Consider the following 21,559-nt stretch of genomic DNA (forward strand, 5'->3'; position numbering starts at 1 on the left):
TCGTGCCTGGCCCGCGGTTCGCGGGAAGGATTGGCCGTCTTGAAATGATTTTCCGCCTTTTGCGCCTTCCGGCCTCAAGTTTGGCATGGCTTTCCAGGGAGCCGCTTGCTCGAAAACAATCGCGATCATAGGTCTGCGTCGAAACGGGAGGGACCATGAACATCATCGAGACACCGGACATGTGGGTGCTGTGCATGCGGCGCCGCCTTCGCATTCCCGAGATCAGGCAGGCGGCTGTGGAGCTTGCGCCGATCATCGAGGGGGCGGTCGGCGACTATGGGCTGACCGTCGCCGGCCCCTGGATCTTCATTGCTCATGGCCTGCCGAAGGACGGCAGGACGCCGTTCGACTGGCAGATCTGCCGGCCCGTGGAGGGTCCGGAGGAATATGGAGGCACGGTGGAACTGCGCCATCTCGAACCCACCATCGTTGCCTCGCGGGTCCACCAAGGTTCGCTGCGCACGCTCTTCACCCAGGGCTATGCGCCGCTGGTCGCGGAGATCGAGCTGTCGCGGCACGTCTTCTCCGGCGAAAGCCGCGAGGTCTATCACGGCTGGAACGGACCGGGCGCGGCCTGTCACAGGATCGAGATCCAGTTCGAACTCGCCCGCTGAATGAAAAAACCCGGGGATCGCTCCCCGGGTTCTCGTCTGTCCTGTGGTAAAGGGCGGCGATTAGCTGCAGCCGCTCGTCGAGCCGCAGGTGTCGCACTTCTCGCAGGTGCCGTTGCGCACCATGGTGAAGTTCTGGCACTCGGAGCACATGTTGCCCGTGTAGCCCTGCGCGATGGAGCGCATGCGGCGCTCGTTCTCCAGCTTCTTGGCGTCGGCCTTGGCACTGGCGGCTTCGGCGGCTGCCTTGTCGGAGAAGAGGGCGGTCACGCCTTCGGGCGTCTCCTCGGCTGCCTCGTCCGCCACTTCTTCCGCGAATTCGGCGGCGCGTTCCTCGTAGTCGCGCTTGAAGGCGACGATTTCGGAGGGGGAGATCGCCGTCACCGGCTCGATCTTGCGGGCCGCGCTGCCGGCGAACGAGGTGATGTTGCTGACGGACGAAGCCTTGGCCGGGGCGGCGGTGGCGGCGCCCTTGGGCTCTGCGAGCGGGCGATCGCCAGCCTGGCCGCCCTGGATGAGCGTCGGCTTGTGGCCGCGCGTCCAGCCGGTCGAGATCAGGTTCGTCTTGCCTTCCTGGATGCCCTTGCCGAGCGCCGTGTTGGAGAAATCGGACGTATCGACATGGGCAAGGTCGTGGCGGCCGAGATAGGAGACGGCAAGCTCGCGGAAGACATAGTCGAGGATCGACGTCGCGTTCTTGATGGCGTCGTTGCCCTGCACCATGCCGGCCGGCTCGAACTTGGTGAAGGTGAAGGCCTCCACATATTCCTCCAGCGGCACGCCGTACTGCAGGCCGAGCGAGATGGCGATGGCGAAGTTGTTCATCATCGCGCGGAAGGCGGCGCCTTCCTTGTGCATGTCGATGAAGATCTCGCCGAGGCGGCCGTCGCCGAATTCGCCGGTGCGCAGATAGACCTTGTGCCCGCCGATGACGGCCTTCTGGGTGTAGCCCTGGCGGCGGTTCGGCAGTTTCTCACGGTCGCGGACGACACGCTCGATGATCTTCTCGACGATCTTTTCCGTCACCGTGACGGCCTGGGCGGCGGCAGGCGCGGCGGCCAGCGCCTCGACCGCATCGTCCTCGTCCTCCGCGTCCTCGATCAGCGAGGCGTTGAGCGGCTGGGAGAGCTTCGAGCCGTCGCGATAGAGCGCGTTGGCCTTCAGCGCGAGCTTCCAGGAGAGCATGTAGGCGTTCTTGCAGTCCTCGACGGTCGCCTCGTTCGGCATGTTGATCGTCTTGGAGATGGCGCCCGAGATGAACGGCTGGGCGGCGGCCATCATGCGGATGTGGCTTTCGACCGAAAGGTAGCGCTTGCCGATCTTGCCGCAGGGATTGGCGCAATCGAAGACCGCCAGATGCTCGGCCTTGAGGAAGGGGGCGCCTTCCAGCGTCATCGCACCGCAGACATGGATGTTGGCGGCCTCGATCTCCTTCTTCGTGAAGCCGATATGCTCCAAGAGGTTGAAGGACATGTCGGCGAGCTGTTCGTCCGAGACCTTCAGCACGTCCTTCAGGAAGTCGGCGCCGAGCGTCCACTGGTTGAAGGCGAACTTGATGTCGAAGGCGGATTTGAGGCCTGCATTGACGGCTTCGATCTTGTCGTCCGGGAAGCCCTTGGCCTTCAGCGCGCCGGGGTTGACGGCGGGCGCCTGGTTGAAGTTGCCGTGGCCGACGGCATAGGCCTCGATTTCGGCGATCTGGCTTTCCGAATAGCCGAGCGTGCGCAGGGCTTCGGGAACGGCGCGGTTGATGATCTTGAAGTAGCCGCCGCCGGCGAGCTTCTTGAACTTCACCAGCGCGAAGTCGGGCTCGATGCCGGTCGTGTCGCAGTCCATGACGAGGCCGATCGTGCCGGTCGGCGCGATCACGGTCGTCTGGGCGTTGCGGTAGCCGTGCTTCTCGCCGAGTTCGACGGCCTTGTCCCAGGCGGCGACGGCATGGGCGACGAGCGCCTCATCCGAGCAATCGGCATGGATGAGGGCGACCGGATTGACCGAAAGGGCCTCGTAGCCGACGGTCTCGCCGTAGGCGGCGCGGCGATGGTTGCGCATGACGCGCAGCATGTTCTCGCGGTTCGGCGCGAAGTTCGGGAACGGGCCGAGCTCGCCGGCCATCTCGGCCGAGGTCGCATAGGCGACACCGGTCATGATGGCGGTCAGGGCGCCGGCGATGGCGCGGCCTTCGGCCGAATCGTACGGAATGCCGGAGGACATCAGCAGGCCGCCGATATTGGCATAGCCGAGGCCGAGCGTGCGGTACTCGTAGGAGAGTTCGGCGATCTGGCGCGAGGGGAACTGCGCCATCATCACGGAGACTTCGAGCACGATGGTCCACAGGCGGACGGCGTGTTCATAGTCGGCGATGTTGATCTTCTTCGTCGCCGCGTCCTTGAACTGGAGAAGGTTGAGCGAGGCGAGGTTGCAGGCCGTGTCGTCGAGGAACATGTATTCCGAGCACGGGTTCGACGCACGGATCGGGCCGGCAGCCGGGCAGGTGTGCCAGTCGTTCATCGTCGTGTTGAAGTGAAGGCCCGGATCGGCCGAGGCCCAGGCGGCGTAGGAGATCGATTCCCACAGGTCCCGTGCCTTCAGCGTCTTCATCACCTTGCCGTCCTTGCGGGCGGTGAGGTTCCAGTCCCCGTCATTCTCGACGGCGCGCAAAAAATCGTCCTTCAGCGAGACGGAGTTGTTGGAGTTCTGGCCGGAGACGGTGAGATAGGCTTCCGAATCCCAGTCCGTGTCGTAGGTCTTGAACTCGATGTCCTTGTAGCCCTGCCTGGCGAACTGGATGACGCGCTTGATGTAGTTTTCCGGAACCTGGTCCTTCTTGGCGGCGCGGATCTCGCGCTTGAGGGCCGGGTTTTCCGCCGGGTCGTAGCACTGGTCGCCATCGGCCGAGCAATTGATGCAGGCCTTCATGATGGCCTTCAGGTGCTTGGCGACGATCTTCGAGCCGGTGACGAGGGCCGCCACCTTCTGCTCTTCCTTGACCTTCCAGTTGATGTAGTCCTCGATATCCGGATGGTCGATGTCGACCACGACCATCTTGGCCGCGCGGCGCGTCGTGCCGCCGGACTTGATGGCGCCCGCCGCGCGGTCGCCGATCTTCAGGAAGCTCATCAGGCCCGAGGAACGGCCGCCGCCCGAAAGCCTTTCGCCTTCGCCGCGCAGGTGCGAGAAGTTGGAGCCGGTGCCGGAGCCGTACTTGAAGAGGCGCGCCTCACGCACCCACAGGTCCATGATGCCGTTCTCGTTGACGAGGTCGTCCTCGACGGACTGGATGAAGCAGGCGTGCGGCTGGGGATGCTCGTAGGCGGACTTGGACTTCGTCAGCTTGCCGGTGAAGGGATCGACATAGAAATGGCCCTGGCCGGGGCCGTCGATGCCATAGGCCCAGTGCAGGCCCGTGTTGAACCACTGCGGCGAGTTCGGGGCGACGCGCTGGGTGGCGAGCATATAGGCGAGTTCGTCCTTGAAGGCGGCAGCGTCTTCCTCGGAGGCGAAATACTTGCCCTTCCAGCCCCAGTAGGTCCAGGTGCCGGCGAGACGGTCGAAGACCTGGCGGGCGTCGGTTTCCGAGCCGTAGCGCTCACCCTCGGGGAGCGCCTTCAGGGCTTCGGTGTCGGGAACGGAGCGCCACAGGAAGGAGGGGACGTCGTTCTCCTCGACCTTCTTCAGGCGCGCGGGCACGCCGGCCTTGCGGAAATATTTCTGGGCAAGGATGTCCGCCGCGACCTGGGAGAACTGGGCCGGCACGTCGATATCGGCGAGGCGGAAGACGATGGAGCCGTCCGGGTTCTTGATCTCGCTCACGGCCTTGCGGAATTCGATCTCCGCATAGGCCGACTGGCCGGGTTTGGTGAAACGACGTTCTATGCGCATTGTCCGTTGTCCTTCGCTGCCGCATCCTGCCTTAAAAACAGGGCGCAATTTATCCCCGTCCGGCCGCAACTGCTTGCAGCCAGCCCAAATCGTCCAGTCCGTGCGGGAAAGCCGATCAATCTCGACTTCCTGTATCTTGTGCTGAGTTTGGCTGCAAATACTAAATATAGTATCAACAGCTTCTTTTTTCCAGCCCAATCGGATGCGGTGGCGTTTCAGGAAAACGAGCGCGAAAAAACCCCTGCGGCGAGCGGATCATCCACCCGGCCACATGCGCATCAAACGCGATTTCGTGATGAGAACCGACCTCGTAACATTACGGTCCAGTCGCCGCCGCAACTTGAATTCATTAACCTCATCTGGCCGATTCCCGTCAAGGGTTGGTTTGTGATGGAAGTTTGAACGCTACATCTTGTGCCTGCCGGCTGTGGAAAATGGGGACATCGCCGGACGCCTGAAAAATCAGCGGGTTCGGGGCAAAAGAAAAGACGGCGAAGCATGTGGCTGTGGAAAAGCGAAAAAAATAACAGGTGAATTCCCGGGATCTTTTCCACCCCCGACATCCGGGAATAGCCATCCGGACGAAGTTGTGAACCGTGGATAAAGTGATTCTCTGCCGTAGCGTCAAAGCGCGTCGAGATTGACGCCGATGGTGATGGCGCCGATGACGGCGCCGGTCGCCGGGTCGCGGATCGGCAGGCTTGCCTGCGACTGCATGAGCTGGGTGGACTCGTCGCGCTCCGCCTCCTCGATATGGAGCGCACCCGCGCCGAAACTCTTCTGCCATTTCGCCTCGTCGCCCTGCCAGTAATCGGAGGTGACGTCGCTCTGGCCGACATTGAGGCCGCGATTGTCCATGACGAAGATTTCGGTGATCAGGCCGTCCGCCGCGCGTTGCCGGCCCTTGAGGTAGAGGGAGAGCGGATTGGAGAGCTGCGCCTCGATCATCGGCCGGTCGGCGCTGGAAAGCTCGCTGCGCCAGCGGGCGTCGAGATCGTCGATCTCCGCCTGGCTGAGCCCGGCATGGGCGGCGTTCTGGGCGATGACGGCGTTGAGGATCGCGGGTTCGTCCAGCCAGGGGCGCACGGCGGCGTCGATGAATTCGGTGACTGCGGTGATGCGCACGTCCGGCTGTCCGCCGGCCGTTTCGCAGAAGAACAGCGCGCCGACGAGGGTCGCCGCGAATGCCGGCCTTGCATAACGCATCTGTGCCCATGCCTCCCGTCACCGTTGGCACACGGTGAACACAAGCACTATCCTTTGCGCGAATTGCGGAAAGATTAAGCCGGCAGGCGCGGTCCCGCATCCACCGGCTATCGGAAAAAGAAAAATCGGATCAGTATGTTGCGATGCAACATTGAAGACGTTTCTCGCCGCCGAGAGGCTCAGCCGCGCGTGCCCTTGGCGATCGGTTCCTGGTAGGTGAAGCCCATGTCCCAGGGGAAATAGATCCAGGTGTCCTGGCTGACCTCGGTGACGAAGGTGTCGACCAGCGGGCGGCCCTTCGGCTTGGCATAGACGGCGGCGAAATGCGCCTTCGGCAGCATGGCGCGCACCTCGGCGGCGGTCTTGCCGGTATCCGTCAGGTCGTCGACGATGAGGATGCCTTCGCCGCCTTCCTTGCTGAGCTCCTCCGAGATGCCCTTCAGGACATGCATTTCGCCCTGCGAGACATAGTCATGGTAGGAGGCGACACAGACGGTCTCGATGACGCGGATGTTCAGCTCGCGCGAGACGATCGCCGCCGGCACGAGGCCGCCGCGGGTGATGCAGACGATCGCCCGCCATTCGCGCCCGCCATCCGCCAGCCGCCAGGCAAGCGCGCGCGCGTCGCGATGAAACTGGTCCCAGGATACGGGGAAGGCTTTGTCGGGCAGCGACATGGCGGGCTCCTGATAGGCGGAAAAAAGAAGATTCCTTCTCCCTAACGCAGTTCGGCCCCCATGAAAATCATCGCCCGGCCGCAGAAGCCGGGCGATCCACAGCGAAGTCGCGGCGGCGGGGCCTACCGCGACATCAGCGTCGGCACGCGGGCATGGCGCATCATGGCGCTGGTGACGCCGCCGAAGAGGCGCTGGCGCAGCCGTGAATGGCTGTAGGCGCCCATGACGATGAGGCCGGCATCGATGTCCGTCGCGCGCCGGTTCAGCACCTCGGCCACCGAATGGCCGTCGGAGGCGCCGGAGGCGACCGTGGTCTTGACGCCGTGGCGGGCGAGCGTCGCCGCAAGCTCCACGCCGCAGAAATCGCGCGACTGCATGGCGTTTTCCGGCGGATCGACGGTAAAGATCTCGACCTCCTTCGCGCCCTTCAGGAAGGGCAGGGCGTCGAAGGCGGCGCGGGCCGCTTCGCGTGAGCCGTTCCAGGCGAGCAGCACGCGCTCGATCGGCGCGGGACCCGCCGGCGCGTTGGAGACGAGGTAGACCGGGCGGCCGCTTTCGTAGAGCAGGTCCTCGATGTCCTCGCGCGCCGGGCCGTCGAGATCGGGGTCGAACTGGCCGGCAATGACGATGTCGGCGCCGCGGGCACTGTCGATGACGCCGGCCGAGGCATAACCGGCGGTGCCGGTGAAGAGGCGCCATTCATAGGAGATGTCGTCGCGTTCGCAGCGCGACTTGAAGGCCTGCTCGACCTCGCGCGACTGGCGCTGGGCGCGCTCCTGCAGGTCGAGCACGGCGTTCGGGTCGGGATATTCCATCGGCGCGATCAGCGTGACCACGACCGGCGCTTCCGCATGGATGCCGATGACATGGCCGCCGGTGCTGCGCGCAAGCGCGAGCGCATGGTCCGTCACCTTGCCGGCGTCCTCGGCGGCGCTCAGCACCGCCACGATGGTCTTGTAGGTCATTTCGGCCTCCTGTTCTGGGTCCCTGGAAGCATGCGCCTGCCGGTGTCGCCAAACCTTGATCGGGATCAAGACGCGGCCTTGGCCGCGGCGATTTCGGCAATCATCTGGAGTATATCACGTTCGGCCGCTTCCGCCGGAGCGTCTTCGCGGCTGCGGATGACGATTTCCGTCGAGAAGCGGTTCTCGCTGAAGCGCGGATAGGAGCCGATGCTGGTTTCCGGGTGCTTCTTCTGGATCTCCGCCAGCGCGCTGCCGATGTCGCCCTCGCCGAAGGGCGAGGCGACGGAGCGCGAGAGCATCGGCACGCCGCCTTCAAGCTTCGGCACGACGGCGTCGAGCATGGCGGTGAAGACCTGCGGCACGCCGGCCATGACATAGACATTGCCGATGTGGAAGCCCGGTGCCGTCGAGACGGCGTTCTCGATATGGACGGCGCCTTCGGGCATGCGCGCCATGCGCTGGCGCGCCGCGTTGAACTCCACGCCGCGGCGCTCGTACATGGCGCCAAGCAGCTGCATGGCGAGCGGATCGTAGAGGCAGGGCACGCCGAAGGCCTTCGAGACGGCATCCGCCGTGATGTCGTCATGGGTCGGGCCGATGCCGCCGGAGGTGAAGACATAGGTATGGCGCGCGCGCAACGCATTCAGCGCCTCGACGATCGCGTCCTCGTCGTCGCCGACGATGCGCACCTCCTTGAGATCGATGCCGGCGAGGAAGAGCACGTCGGCAAGCTGGCCGATATTCTTGTCCTTGGTGCGCCCGGAGAGCAGTTCGTCGCCGATGGCGAGCATGGCGGCGGTGGCGATGGGACGGGAACTCATGGGCGCTCTCTGAAGTTCGGACAGAAATGCCGACCGGAAGGAACGGCATTGTCAATGACGGGTGAACAGTCTGTCGACCGGGCGGCCGCTGGGGGACCGCCACCCCGAAGTGCTACATCCAACGAGACGCCGCGATCAAGCGGAAAGGCATCATCGAAACAGGAGACGACGATGGCAAACGTACTGGTTCTTTACTACTCGGCCTATGGCCATATCGAAGCCATGGCCTATGCCGTGGCGGAAGGCGTGAAGTCGGCCGGGGCGGAGGTGACCGTCAAGCGCGTTCCGGAGCTGGTGCCGGAAGAGGTGGCGACGGCCTCGCACTTCAAGCTCGACCAGAAGGCCGAGATCGCCACCGTCGACGAGCTGGCCAGCTACGATGCCATCATCGTCGGCGCCGGCACGCGCTTCGGCACGGTCGCCTCGCAGATGCGCAATTTCTGGGACCAGACGGGCAGCCTCTGGGCGCAGGGCAAGCTTGTCGGCAAGGTCGGCTCGGTCTTCACCTCCTCGGCCACCCAGCACGGCGGCCAGGAATCGACCATCCTCGGCTTCATCCCGACGCTGCTGCATCACGGCCTCGTCGTCGCCGGCCTGCCTTATGCCTTCCAGGGCCAGATGGGCGTCGAAGCCGTCAAGGGCGGCTCGCCCTACGGCGCCTCGACGATCACCGACGGCGACGGCTCGCGCCAGCCGTCCGAAGTCGAACTGGACGCCGCCCGCTTCCAGGGCGCCCATGTCGCCAGGATCGCGGCCAAGCTTTCGGCCTGACGTTCTCCTGAAACGTCGCCGAACAGAGCGGCGCGGCCTGCATAAGGCCGCGCCGCTTTTCGTAGCCGCGATATATCCTCGCCCGCAAACCGCGCGAAACGCGGGTATCCGGTTCCTCGATCGTCCGACATCCGAAGGTTCGGCTTCATCGCTCTCTTTCCGAGATGGGAAAGGCCGGAGATTTCCGGAACGCCCTATTGACGAACCTCCTCGACTTTCCGAAAAGCGGGACACGCGGGCGTGGCGAAACTGGTAGACGCAAGGGACTTAAAAAGTCTTTTTTCTACCAATCCGCAAAAAAGTTGGAAGGGCAAGAAGTGACTTGGTTTCAATGCCTTATTGGCGCTGCAGTTCGGAGGGGATAGAAGGCTGGTTCGACGCTAGGTGCAGAATAGGAGCAGACAGCGAAGGATAGAATCGGCGGTAGAATGCGGACGTGGCGAAATCGGTAGACGCAGCAGACTTTAATTTGGAGTGCCCGCAGGGAAATCTGCGGAGTAGAACCGCTCAAAGTCGGGGAACGCTAACGGGCAAATGCCCCAAGCCAATCCCGAGCCAAGCCCCGTTTGGGGAAGGTGTAGAGACTGGACGGGCGGCGCCTAAAGCCTTCGGGCCATGGCGAAGGGACAGTCCAGACCACGAACGCCGAACGGCGGCGGCGAAAGCCGAAGTGGTACGAAAATCTGCTTCTCAGTGAGAGTACGGGTTCGAGTCCCGTCGTCCGCACCAATCTTTTACGCATGCCCTCGTGACTGAGGACGGTTCATCAAATCGCGTCGGAACGCCCTCCTGTCGGCGTTCGTTTTGCAGCCCGTGTTGTTTGCAGGAACGCTGAACATACGATTTGGTCATTCACGGTTCTCGCGTGTTTCGGTGATGGTCCCCTTCTTCGAACATCAGCTCTGCTAGAAGATATAGCGGTCTGATTTCGACATCGGTCTTGGAATAAAGGGAATTTTATTTTTTGAGGCATGCGGCAGTCTCGAATTCCTATGCGCTTTGAGGCAACGCAATACGCAGTTGAATCGACTGTGGCGGTTCTGAAGTAATGCGTGCCTTTGATGAATATTGCTCTTGTCGAGCGCAAGGCGTAGCGCCCGTGCTCTGGATATTTCAAGATTACGACAGGCAATGGCGCTTGTGCACGGATGGTGACGCAGACGATGTCGCCTTCCCGTATCGGCAGGATGCAGTCGAAGCCGCCAAGACCTTTGGCCAGATGCGCGGCGCGTACCGCCTTTATCTTCAACTCACGCATGGTCGCTTCACATCGGAATTGTTGAACACTGGTGCTTCAAAGCGTCGGGGTTCAAGTACGGACATCGAGGTTGAACGGACCAATGCCTTATCCCCAGACTGCCAAGACCGAGAAGACCAAGCCGAATTTTCCCGAGGGCGACAAGGAGGTATCGGCGAGTACTAACGGAAGTGGGTGGAAAAGGATCGTTGTGGAAATTATTGTTTTGTCGGCGATGTTTATCATAGCCGCGACCTTCGCCCTGCTTCCAACGGCCTATAGCCTATGGAAGCATTTTTGACGTCACTAGATCACGAGATCACGCCGAGTTGCATTCGGCGTCCGTCCCCACGACCACGGAAAACAGCCATATCGCTGTTTTTTGGGTTTGCGCTCGTCCTCCTGGCGATCGACGTCCTTCTGCTCAGTAATACGGTCGGCTTCGCTGAAACCTTGCCCCCACCGTTCAACAGCCTCGGGTTTATTTCGAGCGTCCGCAAATAAAAACTGGCTATGTAGCTTGAAGGTCGTCCCTCTCGAATTCCTATGCAGCAGCGTCCTAGACATAGCTGCGCACTGGAGCGCGGAGGGAGCGCTCATCGGAAATGGCTGGGAATAATCGAGTCCGGAACAAACAGAACGAGGCACCGCGCCCTCAGAAAGAGCCAGGGAATGGTGGGCTTGGCTTGCTGCTTGTCCTGGCGATTACCGCGATCGGCGTTGGGTATGTCGGCTACCGGCTGTCTCTCGTCTTCGGCCTGATCTAACGAACGATCCAGGCGTGTTATGCGGTTAGACGAGCAGTCGCGAGAGCACATTGGGCGCTATGGCATCAAGCTGGTCGTCGCTGCGGCAATCGCCTACATTCTGAAGAGCGAGAACTTCCTTGCCACATTCGCGCTGTGGACCGGCATATACGGCGTAATGGCCGTCGCTTACGCAGTTCATCGCGGCGAACGATTCGGCAAGACCAGGTTCACCTATTGGGATGAGGCTCTATGGTTGGCGGCGACGGCGTTGGGTCTCTACATTTTCAGTGGCCATCAGTTGGCCGTCTGATCGGCTGCTTCTGTTGGTTCAAAGGAACCGTGCGGATGCGTCGCCAACGCCTGACAACTCGACCTTCAGTTCCTGACCAGGAAGGATTTGCAGCAGCATCGGGATGATCGATCCGGTTGCTACGATATCGCCGGCGCTGAGATAATTACCTCTGGCGATCAGGTCATTCACGAGCCAGAGCGCAGAGTTTATCGGATCAACCAGCCCCTCTCCCGATGCCGACTGAAACACCGGAACGTTATTGATCGACGCTCGCATGTCGATCCTGTCGATGGCCTCCAGGCCTGTCGGCTCATGATATTTGTCGACGATCGTCGAAACATGGAACGCATAGTCAGCGATGGCGGCCAGGTGCGGTTGCTCAGTCAGGTGACCACGTCGCCCGACAAGACCGATAGCCGGTTGGTAGCTGAGGATCGCCTTGCAAAATTGATCGCGAGTGATGGGCCAATGGTCCGCCCTCAGGGGACCTCCTATCGTAAAGACGATTTCGCATTGTGCTCCGATGAAGCCTTGGGGAAGCCGGAACGGCCCGTGGGAGTCCTGAAGAACTGTTCCCACAGGGATCGGGCAGTAGATGGGACTGGCAAGGCCAAGCGTGCTGCGGATGGCGGGGCAAGTGCCTATCAGGGCGTAGCCTACCGCGTCATTGGCGAAGGCCGAGATTGCTGCTGACTGCACCGCCCAGGCGTCATCCTCGCTTCGAAGCAGATCGAACGGAATATCTGAGGTAATTCCCTGCCGACGGTTTTGGCAAAGCAAGTTAGCGAGATAGTCGAGATTTTGGTCAATCATAGAAGCACACTCCCGCGCGAGAGAGGGCGCAAAGTCGTGCTCAGTCAAATAAAAATCCGACTATATGAGTACGTATATTTTTGTCAGGGCTTTTTCTTATGAAAATACTATCGCAGCGCGGCTGAGCTCCCGTCGAAATAATATGCGGCTCTATTTAGCTTGAGGGTCCCACCAAACCGGAAGGATCTGAAGGTATGAAGCCGCTTACACCGTCCCTCGCACCCGCCGCAACGGCCACAGCCGAGGCCGGTCGTCCAACAAGACCGGGGTCTCGGCGTCGGCGGACGCTTTGCCGGGGCGCGGTCGGCGCGGTCGCGATCATGGCCGGTTCGATGATGGGTCTTGGCCAGGCAGCGGCGGAACCCCTGAGCGCGCCGAGCTTTGGTGGTCCTCTGCGCCCGAACCCCGATCCGATGAGTACGGATGCGGGCGTGTTTGGCCGGCTTCATATCACCGGTCAGCTCACAGGTATCGGCAATGCGCAGAGGAACGGCATTCCTAGCATCGATCCCCGGACGGCGGATCCCCTCCTCGATATTGGCAATGCCCAAATACAGGTGCAAACGACTGGGGCGCCTTTGACGTTCTTCGTTCAGGCTGGCGCCTACTCGCTGCCCGCTTTGGGCTCGGCCTATACCCGCGCAACCGACGTAACCGATCAGTTCTACGGGCCTGTGCCGGTTGCCTATGGCAAGCTCCAGCTATCGCCGAATTTCTCAGTTCAGGCTGGTTTGCTGCCGACGTTGATTGGCGCGGAATCGACCTTCACGTTCCAGAATTTGAATATCGCGCGCGGCTTGCTCTGGAACCAGGAGCCGGCCATCAGCCGCGGTGTTCAGGTGAACTATAGCAATGGGCCGCTGAACGCTTCGGTGTCGGTCAATGATGGTTTCTACTCAGGGAATTACAACTGGGTATCCGGTCTGGTGTCTTATGCGGCGACGCCGTCGAGCACGATCACGCTTGTCGCCGCAGGCAACTTTGCAGAGTCCGGCAAGACCGGCGCCGCGACGCCACTGGCGCAGAACAACAGCAGCATCTTCAATGTGATCTACACCTATGTCGACGGCCCGCTGACGCTTCAGCCCTACCTGCAATACACAACGGTCCGCTCGAACAGGGACATCGGGATCGATCGCTCGGCTCAAACATTCGGCGGAGCACTGCTGGCTCGATATGCGATCGATGAGAATTTCTCGATCGCTGGACGCGCCGAGTATATCGCTTCAAGCGGAGGAGATTGCGGCGTCGCCGCTGACTGTGCCCCCACCAATCTACTCTACGGGCCGAAAAGCAGGGCGTGGTCGCTGACAGTGACGCCGACCTACCAGCGCGGGATCTTCTTCGCGCGCACCGAGCTCTCGTACACCCGCATTGATCGGGTCACCGAAGGCTACGGCTTAGGGTCCAGTTTCGACAAGCGCGACCAGGTTCGCGGGATGTTCGAGGCTGGCGTGCTTTTCTAGGGCAGAGTCGAGACGAAATGCGGAGCCATCGGCTCCGCAGACTCTCCGCTTGGTTAGGTGAAATATGGCTTTGGAATTCATCAACTCGAAATCGGCGGCGCCTCAGGCCGCAGCGACTTTGTATCCGGTCCTGCCCGTGCTCTGGGTCTATCGGAACTATGACGATCGCTGGACTGTGCATCTTGAAGGTGAAGACTCGGAGTGGTGCCACCCGACGCGCAATGATGCAGTCGTCGCGGCACGGCTGATAGGCGAGAGCTACGGCTGCTACCGCCTCTATCTTCAACTGTCAGACGGTCGCTTCTGCCTGGAGATGATGAACATCAGCCGGCGGCGCGAGCCCCGTCAGATTGGGTAGTGAGGGTAAAAATTGAGCCAGGCTGTACCAAGCAAGCGCCAAGTCTCCCGACACCTCATCCGTCGCGGCGTGGAGATCATCGTTCTGGTGGTGGTCGCCGGTTGCGCTGTTATTGCTACCGCAGGCCCCAGCATCTATCTGGTGCTCAGCAATGGCGGCTGAATGGAGAGTTGCAGGCCGTCCCGCTCACCCCAGGTTGCCGCGGTCGAAACCGAAGTTCAGCAAACGCGAGCGACGCCGTAGATCGGAATACCTGCTCCTGATGTTTGCTGCGAGCTGTGCCGCGGTGCAGGTCGTAGCGATAGTTTTTCTGAGAGCGGCATGACACGCCCTGCTGCTCCCGCTCTCCAACCCGACGACCCAAGACTTGGTTCGGGCGAAATTCCTCTGACTGCGCTGACAAGCCTGAGGACTCAATTGGAGATGGCTCGAGTTCTCAAGGAACACCACATCTGGCTGGCTGTGAGGATTATCGAGGAGCGCGAAGACCAGCCGCAGTTTCGACGGCACCGCAGGCTCCGTGATCTGCTCGAAGCGGATGCCTTGCTTGAGGGGGTTATCGAACTCGGAGCTCATCTGCAGCCAACACGGCACCCCTGGTCGATGGGGCGCTCGGGAGATCGTTGGCGTTGTAGCGTGGCGTGGAACGATCGAGGAAATTTGCGCAGGTGCATGGGCCGACACGATGACCTGGCGGCCGCCATGCTGATCGCCTTGCTGGGCTCCCTCGATCGTCGCCAGCGTCGGCCAAAAGAACTCTCGAAAGGTGGAGAAGAGGCAGCATGAACCCCAAAGGCGAGCCGCCGTTATTCGGCGGTCTGATGACCGCACTTGTCACCCCGTATAGGGGTGAGGCTATCGATTTCGACGCCTTGGCGGAGCTTGCCAACTGGCAGATCGACCAGGGCGTGCAGGGGCTTGTCGCCTGCGGCACCACGGGCGAGGCGCCGACCCTGTCTCATCCGGAATGGGCGGCGGTGATCCGGTTGTGCGTCGAGGTCTCAAATGGCCGTGTGCCGGTGATCGCCGGCTCGGGGACAAACGACACCCGGCGTACCGTGGAGTTGACCCGCGAGGCCGGTCGCCTTGGTGCAGACGGGGCTTTGGTGGTAACGCCTTACTATAGTCGGCCGAGCCAGGAAGGCCTGTTCCGGCATTTCGAAAGCGTCGCGCAATCCGCGGAGCTGCCGATCATCATCTACAACGTGCCTTCGCGTACTGCCGTTGATATCAGGATCGAAACTCTCGACCGTCTTGCGTACCTGCCCGGTATCGTAGGCATCAAGGACGCAAGTGGAGATCCGACGCGGGTAAGCACGATGGCCGTCCGCTTTGGCGATCGTTTCACGCAGCTTTCCGGACATGACCGATCGATGCTGGCCTTTATGATGACTGGGGGTGATGGCGCGATCTCGGTCGTCTCGAATATCGCACCGATGTTGGCGGCTGCGACCTTCGGAGCGGTACGACGTGGTGATTACCTCGAAGCTCGGCGCATCAACGCCCATCTCTACCCGTTGTTCGATGCGCTGGAACTTGAAACCAATCCATGCCCGGTCAAGTTCGCGTTGCACTGCGCGCGAGGCTATTCTCCTGCTGTCCGCCTTCCGTTGGTGGAAGTGAGCGAAAGCACGGCAGAGAGAGTTCGCGCTGCTATGGCCGATATCGACGCTCTGGCGATCGATACGTCTCTGACCGCCGATCGGTCTCTCATCCCCTCTCGGCCTGAGCAGGCTTCCCCTATACGAACAGCATGATGATGCTGTGTTCTCCAATGAAAATACTATGGAATCCGACTTTCCGTAAAATGGAGAACAAATCCCGAGATCGCTAAATTCAACGTATCGGCGAAGGCAGTCTCTGACTGGACAGTTTGGAGAGCCTGCCGATATCAAGAAAGGATTTCTGCGATGTACCCTCGTGGTTACTACTTTTACGCGATGCAACAACTGAACAAGCCGGGCGCTCGTCAGACGGAAGGCGAGGTCAAGGCCGCCGTGCGCTCTGATGAGCAGATGGCTGATGTCGGAATGTTCCTGCGGCTTGGAGCCGTGATGGCCATCGTGATCGCGGCTGTCGCCATTGTGACCTCACTGGCGGGCTAGCGCCACCGACGTCCAAAGCTCAGTCTTCAACGAACAATCAGGATTATCCCCTATGGCAAGCGCCATTCAACCGAAAGAGCCTCCTCAACCTCTGAATCATTTTTTTGTCGGCCAGGACAATCGAGGATGCTGGACTGTTCGCGATGAGCGCAATCTCGTCGGCGGCTGCTTCGTCAGCAAGGATGCGGCGATTCATTTCGCCCGCCAGGAAAGCAACAATGTGCCAGGCGCCGTGATCTGCATGAGCGACAACCAGAGCCTGAGCCTTGACCCACTGTTTGGGCACCGCGCGGCCGCTTAGCCAGTGGGCGCCATGTTGCCCCGCATTGCTCACCCGATGGTGTCGCGATAGCGGACTAGTCAGGCTTCAATAACAGCGTCTCGAAACGAACGATGCGAAGCCCGCCGACTCGGCCGAGTCGGCGGGCTAACTTTTTGGCCAGAGTCGGTTCACAGCTAGATATCGATTAGATCCTATGGATTTTTTATATCCTAGGCCGGAATTACTATTAGATTCATATTTCTTGGGGCCTTGCCCTCTCTCGAACCTATATGCGGTTCGCGTCCATATTCCCGCCAAATTCCTCCTCCGGCACCCGCGCCTACGCACGGGAGCGCTGGAAGAATTATGGCTGTGGCTTGCTAGGTTTTCCGTCTTGGCTGGCCATTCGTATCAACTGCGGCGCCGGAGGCGAAAGCAATGGACGTTATTGTGCTGGCAATAGGTGTTGGATTTTTCGCACTGATGTTTGGATACATCAGAGTTTGCGAAAAGCTCTGACTGGGAGAAATCAATCATGATCTTGGAATACTTCCTCGGAGCAGGCGTTGCGGTCTTTGTGACTGGCTATTTGCTCTATGCCCTCGCTCGTCCCGAGCGGTTCTGATCAAGACAGTAGCTCGGAAAGAAACCACCGATGACAATAAATGGATGGATACAGATCCTGGTCTTTGCCGGGATCATCATCGCGCTGGTGAAGCCGCTCGGCGGCTATCTCACCCGCGTCCTGAACGGCGAGCGTACGATCCTTTCGGCCATTTTTGGGCCGCTCGAACGGGGACTGTACCGTGTCGCTGGAACGAATGAGAAAGAGGAGCAGCATTGGACGACCTATGCGCTGGCCGTGCTGCTCTTCAACCTCGCCGGCTTCACGGTTCTCTACCTCGTTCAACGTCTCCAGGGAGGGTTGCCGTTCAACCCTCAGGGACTGGGAGCGATTGAGCCGACCAGCGCTTTCAATACCGCTGTCAGCTTCATGACCAATACCAACTGGCAGGGCTATGGCGGCGAGACCACCATGAGCTATTTGACCCAGATGGCGGGTCTTACCGTGCAGAACTTCGTGTCGGCAGCGACGGGCATCGCGATTGCGGTGGCATTGATTCGCGGGTTTTCCCGGGCATCTGGCAAAACGGTCGGCAATTTCTGGGTCGATCTCACCCGCATCACGCTCTACGTCTTGTTGCCGATCTGCTTTGTCGGCAGCCTGGTCCTGGTCTGGCAGGGCGTTCCGCAGAACCTCAACCCGTACACCATCGCAACAACGGTTGAAGGCGCGCAGCAAACCATCGCTCAGGGGCCGGTCGCATCTCAGATGATGATCAAGCATCTGGGAACGAACGGCGGCGGCTTCTTCAACGTCAACGCTTCGCACCCGTTCGAAAACCCGAATGCCTTCACCAACCTCATCCACATGGTCTCGATCTTCGCCATCGGCGCTGCTCTGACCAACGTGTTTGGTCGCATGGTCGGCAGCGAGAAAAAAGGCTGGGCTATCTTCACCGCCATGGGCGTCCTGTTCCTCGCCGGTGTCGCAATTACCTATTGGGCCGAGGCTGCGGGCAATCCGATTCTCCATTCGCTTGGCCTTGAGGGCGGCAACATGGAAGGAAAGGAAACCCGTTTCGGTATCGTCACGTCGGCGCTCTTTGCAGTCGTTACGACCGCTGCGTCGTGCGGCGCGGTCATAGCCATGCACGACAGCTTCATGCCGCTGGGCGGGATGATCCCGATCATCAACATGATGCTCGGCGAAATCATCATTGGCGGTGTCGGCGCAGGCTTCTACGGCATCATCCTGTTCGTCGTCGTCGCGATCTTCGTTGCAGGGCTCATGGTCGGGCGTACACCCGAATATCTCGGCAAGAAGATTGAGGCGAAGGAAGTGAAGATGGCCATGCTGGCTGTCTTGTGTCTGCCTCTTTCGATACTTGGCTTCACCGCGATTGCCGTAGTGCTCGACACGGGTGTGGCTTCGATGGCGAACGCGGGTCCACACGGCTTCTCCGAGGTCCTTTACGCCTACACTTCAGGCACCGCGAACAATGGTTCGGCCTTTGCAGGTCTTTCGGCCAACACGCCTTGGTACAACATCACGATTGGCCTGGCGATGTTGATGGGACGCTTCATGGTGATCGTTCCAGCGCTGGCTATCGCTGGCTCCCTGGTCGCCAAGAAAACGGTTCCCGAGTCCAGCGGTACCCTGCCTACGACCGGGCCTCTGTTTGTAGGTCTTCTGGTGGGTGTGATTCTGATCGTCGGCGGCCTGACGTTCTTCCCTGCACTGGCGTTGGGTCCAATCGTCGAGCACTTCGCCATGCTCGCGGGCCAGACGTTCTGAGAACAGCGATGACGGCCAAATGGCTGAGATCGATCCGATTAGCCATGAATCCTCGCTCCTTGTTTCAGGAGCGAGGAGCGGCGAGGCCGCCCAGGGCATCGACCATCATTCTCGGCATGACACTGGTGTTAGGAGCGGTGGTGCTCCTCGCCAAACTTATCACTGAATTGCTCGCGGCGGTGTGACCGGGTGGTCGCCCCCAAGAACAAACTCGCTGGAGTTTCAAATGAACCAGTCCAAATCCGCGAGCATACTCGACGCTCGCATACTCGTTCCGGCCATAGGAGACGCGTTTCGGAAACTGAATCCGAAGAGCCTCGCTAAAAATCCGGTGATGTTCGTTGTCGCGGTCGTATCAGTCCTGACGACGGTGCTCCTGCTCAAGGATATTGTCACAGGAGCCGAAAGCGTCGGTTTCTCCCTGCAGATCGTTCTGTGGCTTTGGTTCACGGTGCTGTTCGCCAATTTCGCAGAAGCCGTGGCCGAAGGGCGCGGCAAGGCGCAGGCGGATTCGCTACGGCGTACCCGCACCGAGACCCAGGCGAAGCTGCTGTCGAACGGCAACGGCGACTACAAAATGGTGGCAGGCAACAGCCTCAAGGTCGGTGATATCGTTCTGGTCGAACCGGGTGACATCATTCCCTCGGATGGTGAGGTCATCGAGGGGGTGGCCTCGGTGAACGAAGCGGCGATTACGGGCGAGTCTGCTCCAGTCATCCGTGAATCTGGCGGTGATCGCTCCGCTGTCACCGGCGGCACTCAGGTCCTTTCCGACAAGATCAAGGTTCGGATCACCGCTGCGGCAGGATCGACGTTCATCGACAAGATGATCGCTCTGGTCGAAGGCGCTGAACGCCAGAAAACGCCGAACGAAATCGCGCTCAACATCCTGCTTGCAGGGATGACGTTGATCTTCGTGCTGGCCGTGGTGACCATCCCGAGCTTTGCGACCTATGCGGGAGGGTATGTTCCCATCATCGTCCTTGTCGCTCTGTTCGTCACGCTGATCCCGACCACCATTGGCGCGCTGCTATCGGCCATCGGCATCGCCGGCATGGACCGGTTGGTTCGCTTCAATGTTCTGGCCATGTCCGGCCGCGCGGTCGAGGCAGCTGGCGACGTCGACACGCTGCTGCTCGACAAGACCGGCACGATTACGCTCGGCAACCGTCAGGCCAGCGAGTTCCGGCCCATCAGAGGCGTTACCGAAAAGGAACTCGCCGATGCGGCGCAGCTTGCTTCGCTTGCCGACGAAACCCCGGAAGGCCGATCGATCGTTGTGCTTGCCAAGGAAAAGTACAGCATTCGTGCGCGCGACATGGCGAGTCTGAACGCGACCTTTGTCCCATTCACGGCACAAACCCGCATGAGCGGCGTCGACCTGGACGGCTCATCGATCCGCAAGGGTGCGGTCGACGCGGTTCTGAATCATGTCGAGCTGGCTACGGTCGCAACCGGCAGCCCGCGTGCTTCCGCTGAAAGCGTTCGTGAGCTTCAGGGCATCGCCGACCAGATCGCCAAGGCAGGCGGCACGCCGCTCGCCGTGGTGAAGGATGGCCGCTTGCTCGGCGTCATCTACCTCAAGGACATCGTCAAGGGCGGCATCAAGGAACGGTTCGCCGAGCTGCGCCGCATGGGCATTCGCACGGTGATGATCACCGGCGACAACCCGATGACCGCGGCTGCCATCGCTGCCGAAGCCGGCGTCGATGACTTCCTGGCGCAGGCAACGCCGGAGAACAAGCTGGCGCTGATCCGCGAGGAACAGGCCAAGGGCAAGCTTGTCGCCATGTGCGGCGACGGCACCAACGACGCCCCGGCACTCGCCCAGGCGGACGTTGGCGTCGCTATGAACACCGGCACGGTGGCAGCACGCGAGGCCGGCAACATGGTGGATCTCGATAGCGATCCGACCAAGCTGATCGAGATCGTGGAAATCGGCAAGCAATTGCTGATGACGCGCGGCGCGCTGACGACGTTCTCGATCGCCAACGACATCGCGAAGTATTTCGCGATCATCCCGGCGATGTTCCTGGCGTTCTATCCCCAGCTTGGCGCGCTCAACATCATGGGCCTCGCTTCACCGCAGAGCGCCATCCTGTCCGCGATCATCTTCAACGCCCTCATCATTGTGGCGCTGATCCCGCTGTCGCTGAAAGGCGTGAAGTATCGAGCCATCGGAGCGGGTTCGCTGCTGTCCCGGAATCTTCTGATTTACGGGCTGGGCGGCATTCTCGTGCCCTTCGCCGGCATCAAGCTCATCGATATGGCCATCACAGCCGCTGGTCTCGTTTAGTCGAAAGCGGTCATCACAGACACAAGCCGCGGAGCGATATCCATCAGCCGCGGACCACTCAGGACAGAAACGATGCTCAAGCAAATCAGACCCGCGATTTTCTTTATTGTCGCACTAACCGTCATCACCGGTCTCATCTACCCCCTTGGCGTAACCGGTATCGCGCAAGCTATTTTCCCCCAACAGGCCAATGGAAGTTTGATCGAGCGTGAAGGCACGGTCATCGGCTCCGAACTGATCGGCCAGCGGTTCACCGGCGAGCGCTATTTCCATCCGCGTGCGTCGGCGGCCGGCTCGGACGGCTATGACGCCGGCGCCTCCAGCGGCTCCAATCTTGGTCCCACCAGCCAGGCGCTTCGCGATCGCGTCGCCGCTGATACAGAGGCTCAGCGCGCGGCGAACGGTGACCAGGCGGTCCCGATGAACCTCGTGACGGCCTCGGGCAGCGGGCTCGATCCGCACATCACGCCCGAAGCCGCCTACTTCCAGGTGGGGCGTGTCGCCAAAGCGCGCGGCATTGATGAGGCTGTCGTGCGCGCATTGGTCGATGAGCTCGTCGAGCCGCGCATGCTCGGTTTCATGGGCGAGCCCGTGGTCAACGTTCTCAAGCTGAACCTGGCGCTCGACGACGCCAACAGAGGCTGAATCAAGATGTCAGGACGGCTATAATAGCCGTCCTGACCGTTGAT

The 21,559-nt window shown here is 60.9% G+C and carries 20 protein-coding genes; 13 read left to right on the forward strand and 7 right to left on the reverse strand.

Annotation, left to right across the window (positions count from 1 at the left end; all coding sequences use genetic code 11):
• Positions 1-155: 155 nt before the first annotated feature.
• Positions 156-614, forward strand: a complete 459-nt coding sequence (locus tag AABQ55_RS12745; protein WP_272805257.1) for a hypothetical protein — start codon at positions 156-158, stop codon at positions 612-614.
• 60 nt (positions 615-674) lie between these two features.
• Here AABQ55_RS12745 and AABQ55_RS12750 read toward each other — a convergent pair whose 3' ends face one another.
• Positions 675-4,493 (reverse strand): vitamin B12-dependent ribonucleotide reductase, encoded by a 3,819-nt coding sequence (locus AABQ55_RS12750; RefSeq protein WP_272805258.1) that lies wholly within the window; start codon positions 4,491-4,493, stop codon positions 675-677.
• A gap of 6 nt (positions 4,494-4,499) precedes the next feature.
• On the opposite strand from AABQ55_RS12750, the gene AABQ55_RS12755 reads away from it, so the two are divergent.
• Positions 4,500-4,895: a hypothetical protein gene (locus AABQ55_RS12755; protein ID WP_272805259.1), complete on the forward strand. Its 396-nt coding sequence runs from the start codon at positions 4,500-4,502 to the stop codon at positions 4,893-4,895.
• Positions 4,896-5,117: 222 nt separating this feature from the next.
• On the opposite strand, the gene AABQ55_RS12760 is transcribed toward AABQ55_RS12755, so the two are convergent.
• From AABQ55_RS12760 to AABQ55_RS12775, 4 genes are all read right to left on the reverse strand, one after another.
• A complete protein-coding gene (locus AABQ55_RS12760; protein ID WP_272805260.1) occupies positions 5,118-5,699 on the reverse strand; it encodes a hypothetical protein in 582 nt (193 codons plus the stop codon).
• A 179-nt stretch (positions 5,700-5,878) separates the two neighbouring features.
• Positions 5,879-6,376: a xanthine phosphoribosyltransferase gene (gene gpt / locus AABQ55_RS12765; protein ID WP_064329880.1), complete on the reverse strand. Its 498-nt coding sequence runs from the start codon at positions 6,374-6,376 to the stop codon at positions 5,879-5,881.
• A 122-nt stretch (positions 6,377-6,498) separates the two neighbouring features.
• Complete coding sequence (locus tag AABQ55_RS12770; RefSeq protein ID WP_272805261.1) at positions 6,499-7,341, reverse strand: universal stress protein; 843 nt, start codon at positions 7,339-7,341, stop codon at positions 6,499-6,501.
• A gap of 65 nt (positions 7,342-7,406) precedes the next feature.
• Positions 7,407-8,162, reverse strand: coding sequence for a competence/damage-inducible protein A (locus AABQ55_RS12775; protein ID WP_272805262.1), 756 nt, complete (start codon positions 8,160-8,162; stop codon positions 7,407-7,409).
• Positions 8,163-8,333: 171 nt separating this feature from the next.
• Here AABQ55_RS12775 and wrbA point away from each other — a divergent pair, with 171 nt between their 5' ends.
• Entirely contained in the window at positions 8,334-8,933 is a 600-nt protein-coding gene (gene wrbA, locus AABQ55_RS12780) for an NAD(P)H:quinone oxidoreductase type IV (protein ID WP_272805263.1), read from the forward strand.
• A gap of 766 nt (positions 8,934-9,699) precedes the next feature.
• On the opposite strand, the gene AABQ55_RS12785 is transcribed toward wrbA, so the two are convergent.
• Positions 9,700-10,191, reverse strand: a complete 492-nt coding sequence (locus tag AABQ55_RS12785) for a hypothetical protein (RefSeq protein WP_272805264.1) — start codon at positions 10,189-10,191, stop codon at positions 9,700-9,702.
• Between the two features lie 765 nt (positions 10,192-10,956).
• On the opposite strand from AABQ55_RS12785, the gene AABQ55_RS12790 reads away from it, so the two are divergent.
• Positions 10,957-11,229: a hypothetical protein gene (locus AABQ55_RS12790; RefSeq protein ID WP_003168944.1), complete on the forward strand. Its 273-nt coding sequence runs from the start codon at positions 10,957-10,959 to the stop codon at positions 11,227-11,229.
• A gap of 18 nt (positions 11,230-11,247) precedes the next feature.
• On the opposite strand, the gene AABQ55_RS12795 is transcribed toward AABQ55_RS12790, so the two are convergent.
• Entirely contained in the window at positions 11,248-12,024 is a 777-nt protein-coding gene (locus AABQ55_RS12795) for a 2-keto-4-pentenoate hydratase (protein ID WP_272805265.1), read from the reverse strand.
• Between the two features lie 320 nt (positions 12,025-12,344).
• On the opposite strand from AABQ55_RS12795, the gene AABQ55_RS12800 reads away from it, so the two are divergent.
• The 9 genes from AABQ55_RS12800 (at position 12,345) to kdpC (ending at position 21,515) form a co-directional block, all read left to right on the forward strand.
• Positions 12,345-13,490, forward strand: a complete 1,146-nt coding sequence (locus AABQ55_RS12800; RefSeq protein WP_272805266.1) for a porin — start codon at positions 12,345-12,347, stop codon at positions 13,488-13,490.
• Positions 13,491-13,560: 70 nt separating this feature from the next.
• Positions 13,561-13,848 carry a hypothetical protein gene (locus AABQ55_RS12805; RefSeq protein ID WP_338341904.1) on the forward strand — a complete coding sequence of 96 codons (288 nt, stop codon included), beginning with the start codon at positions 13,561-13,563 and terminating at the stop codon, positions 13,846-13,848.
• A gap of 423 nt (positions 13,849-14,271) precedes the next feature.
• Entirely contained in the window at positions 14,272-14,634 is a 363-nt protein-coding gene (locus tag AABQ55_RS12810; RefSeq protein WP_272805268.1) for a hypothetical protein, read from the forward strand.
• Positions 14,631-15,605 (forward strand): 4-hydroxy-tetrahydrodipicolinate synthase, encoded by a 975-nt coding sequence (dapA, locus tag AABQ55_RS12815; protein ID WP_272805269.1) that lies wholly within the window; start codon positions 14,631-14,633, stop codon positions 15,603-15,605. Before AABQ55_RS12810 ends, dapA begins: the two co-directional genes overlap by 4 nt.
• Positions 15,606-15,758: 153 nt before the next feature.
• Complete coding sequence (locus AABQ55_RS12820) at positions 15,759-15,953, forward strand: hypothetical protein (protein WP_272805270.1); 195 nt, start codon at positions 15,759-15,761, stop codon at positions 15,951-15,953.
• Between the two features lie 52 nt (positions 15,954-16,005).
• The gene (locus tag AABQ55_RS12825) at positions 16,006-16,254 is read left to right on the forward strand and encodes a hypothetical protein (protein WP_272805271.1); all 249 of its coding nucleotides are present in this window, start codon (positions 16,006-16,008) and stop codon (positions 16,252-16,254) included.
• A gap of 616 nt (positions 16,255-16,870) precedes the next feature.
• Positions 16,871-18,574, forward strand: a complete 1,704-nt coding sequence (gene kdpA, locus AABQ55_RS12830; RefSeq protein ID WP_272805273.1) for a potassium-transporting ATPase subunit KdpA — start codon at positions 16,871-16,873, stop codon at positions 18,572-18,574.
• Positions 18,575-18,800: 226 nt separating this feature from the next.
• On the forward strand, positions 18,801-20,870 hold the full coding sequence (gene kdpB / locus AABQ55_RS12835) for a potassium-transporting ATPase subunit KdpB (RefSeq protein ID WP_272805274.1): 2,070 nt from the start codon (positions 18,801-18,803) through the stop codon (positions 20,868-20,870).
• Between the two features lie 72 nt (positions 20,871-20,942).
• Positions 20,943-21,515: a potassium-transporting ATPase subunit KdpC gene (gene kdpC, locus AABQ55_RS12840; protein ID WP_272805275.1), complete on the forward strand. Its 573-nt coding sequence runs from the start codon at positions 20,943-20,945 to the stop codon at positions 21,513-21,515.
• Positions 21,516-21,559 lie beyond the last annotated feature (44 nt).

Source organism: Shinella sp. WSD5-1, from assembly GCF_963942435.1.
GTDB lineage: Bacteria > Pseudomonadota > Alphaproteobacteria > Rhizobiales > Rhizobiaceae > Shinella > Shinella yambaruensis.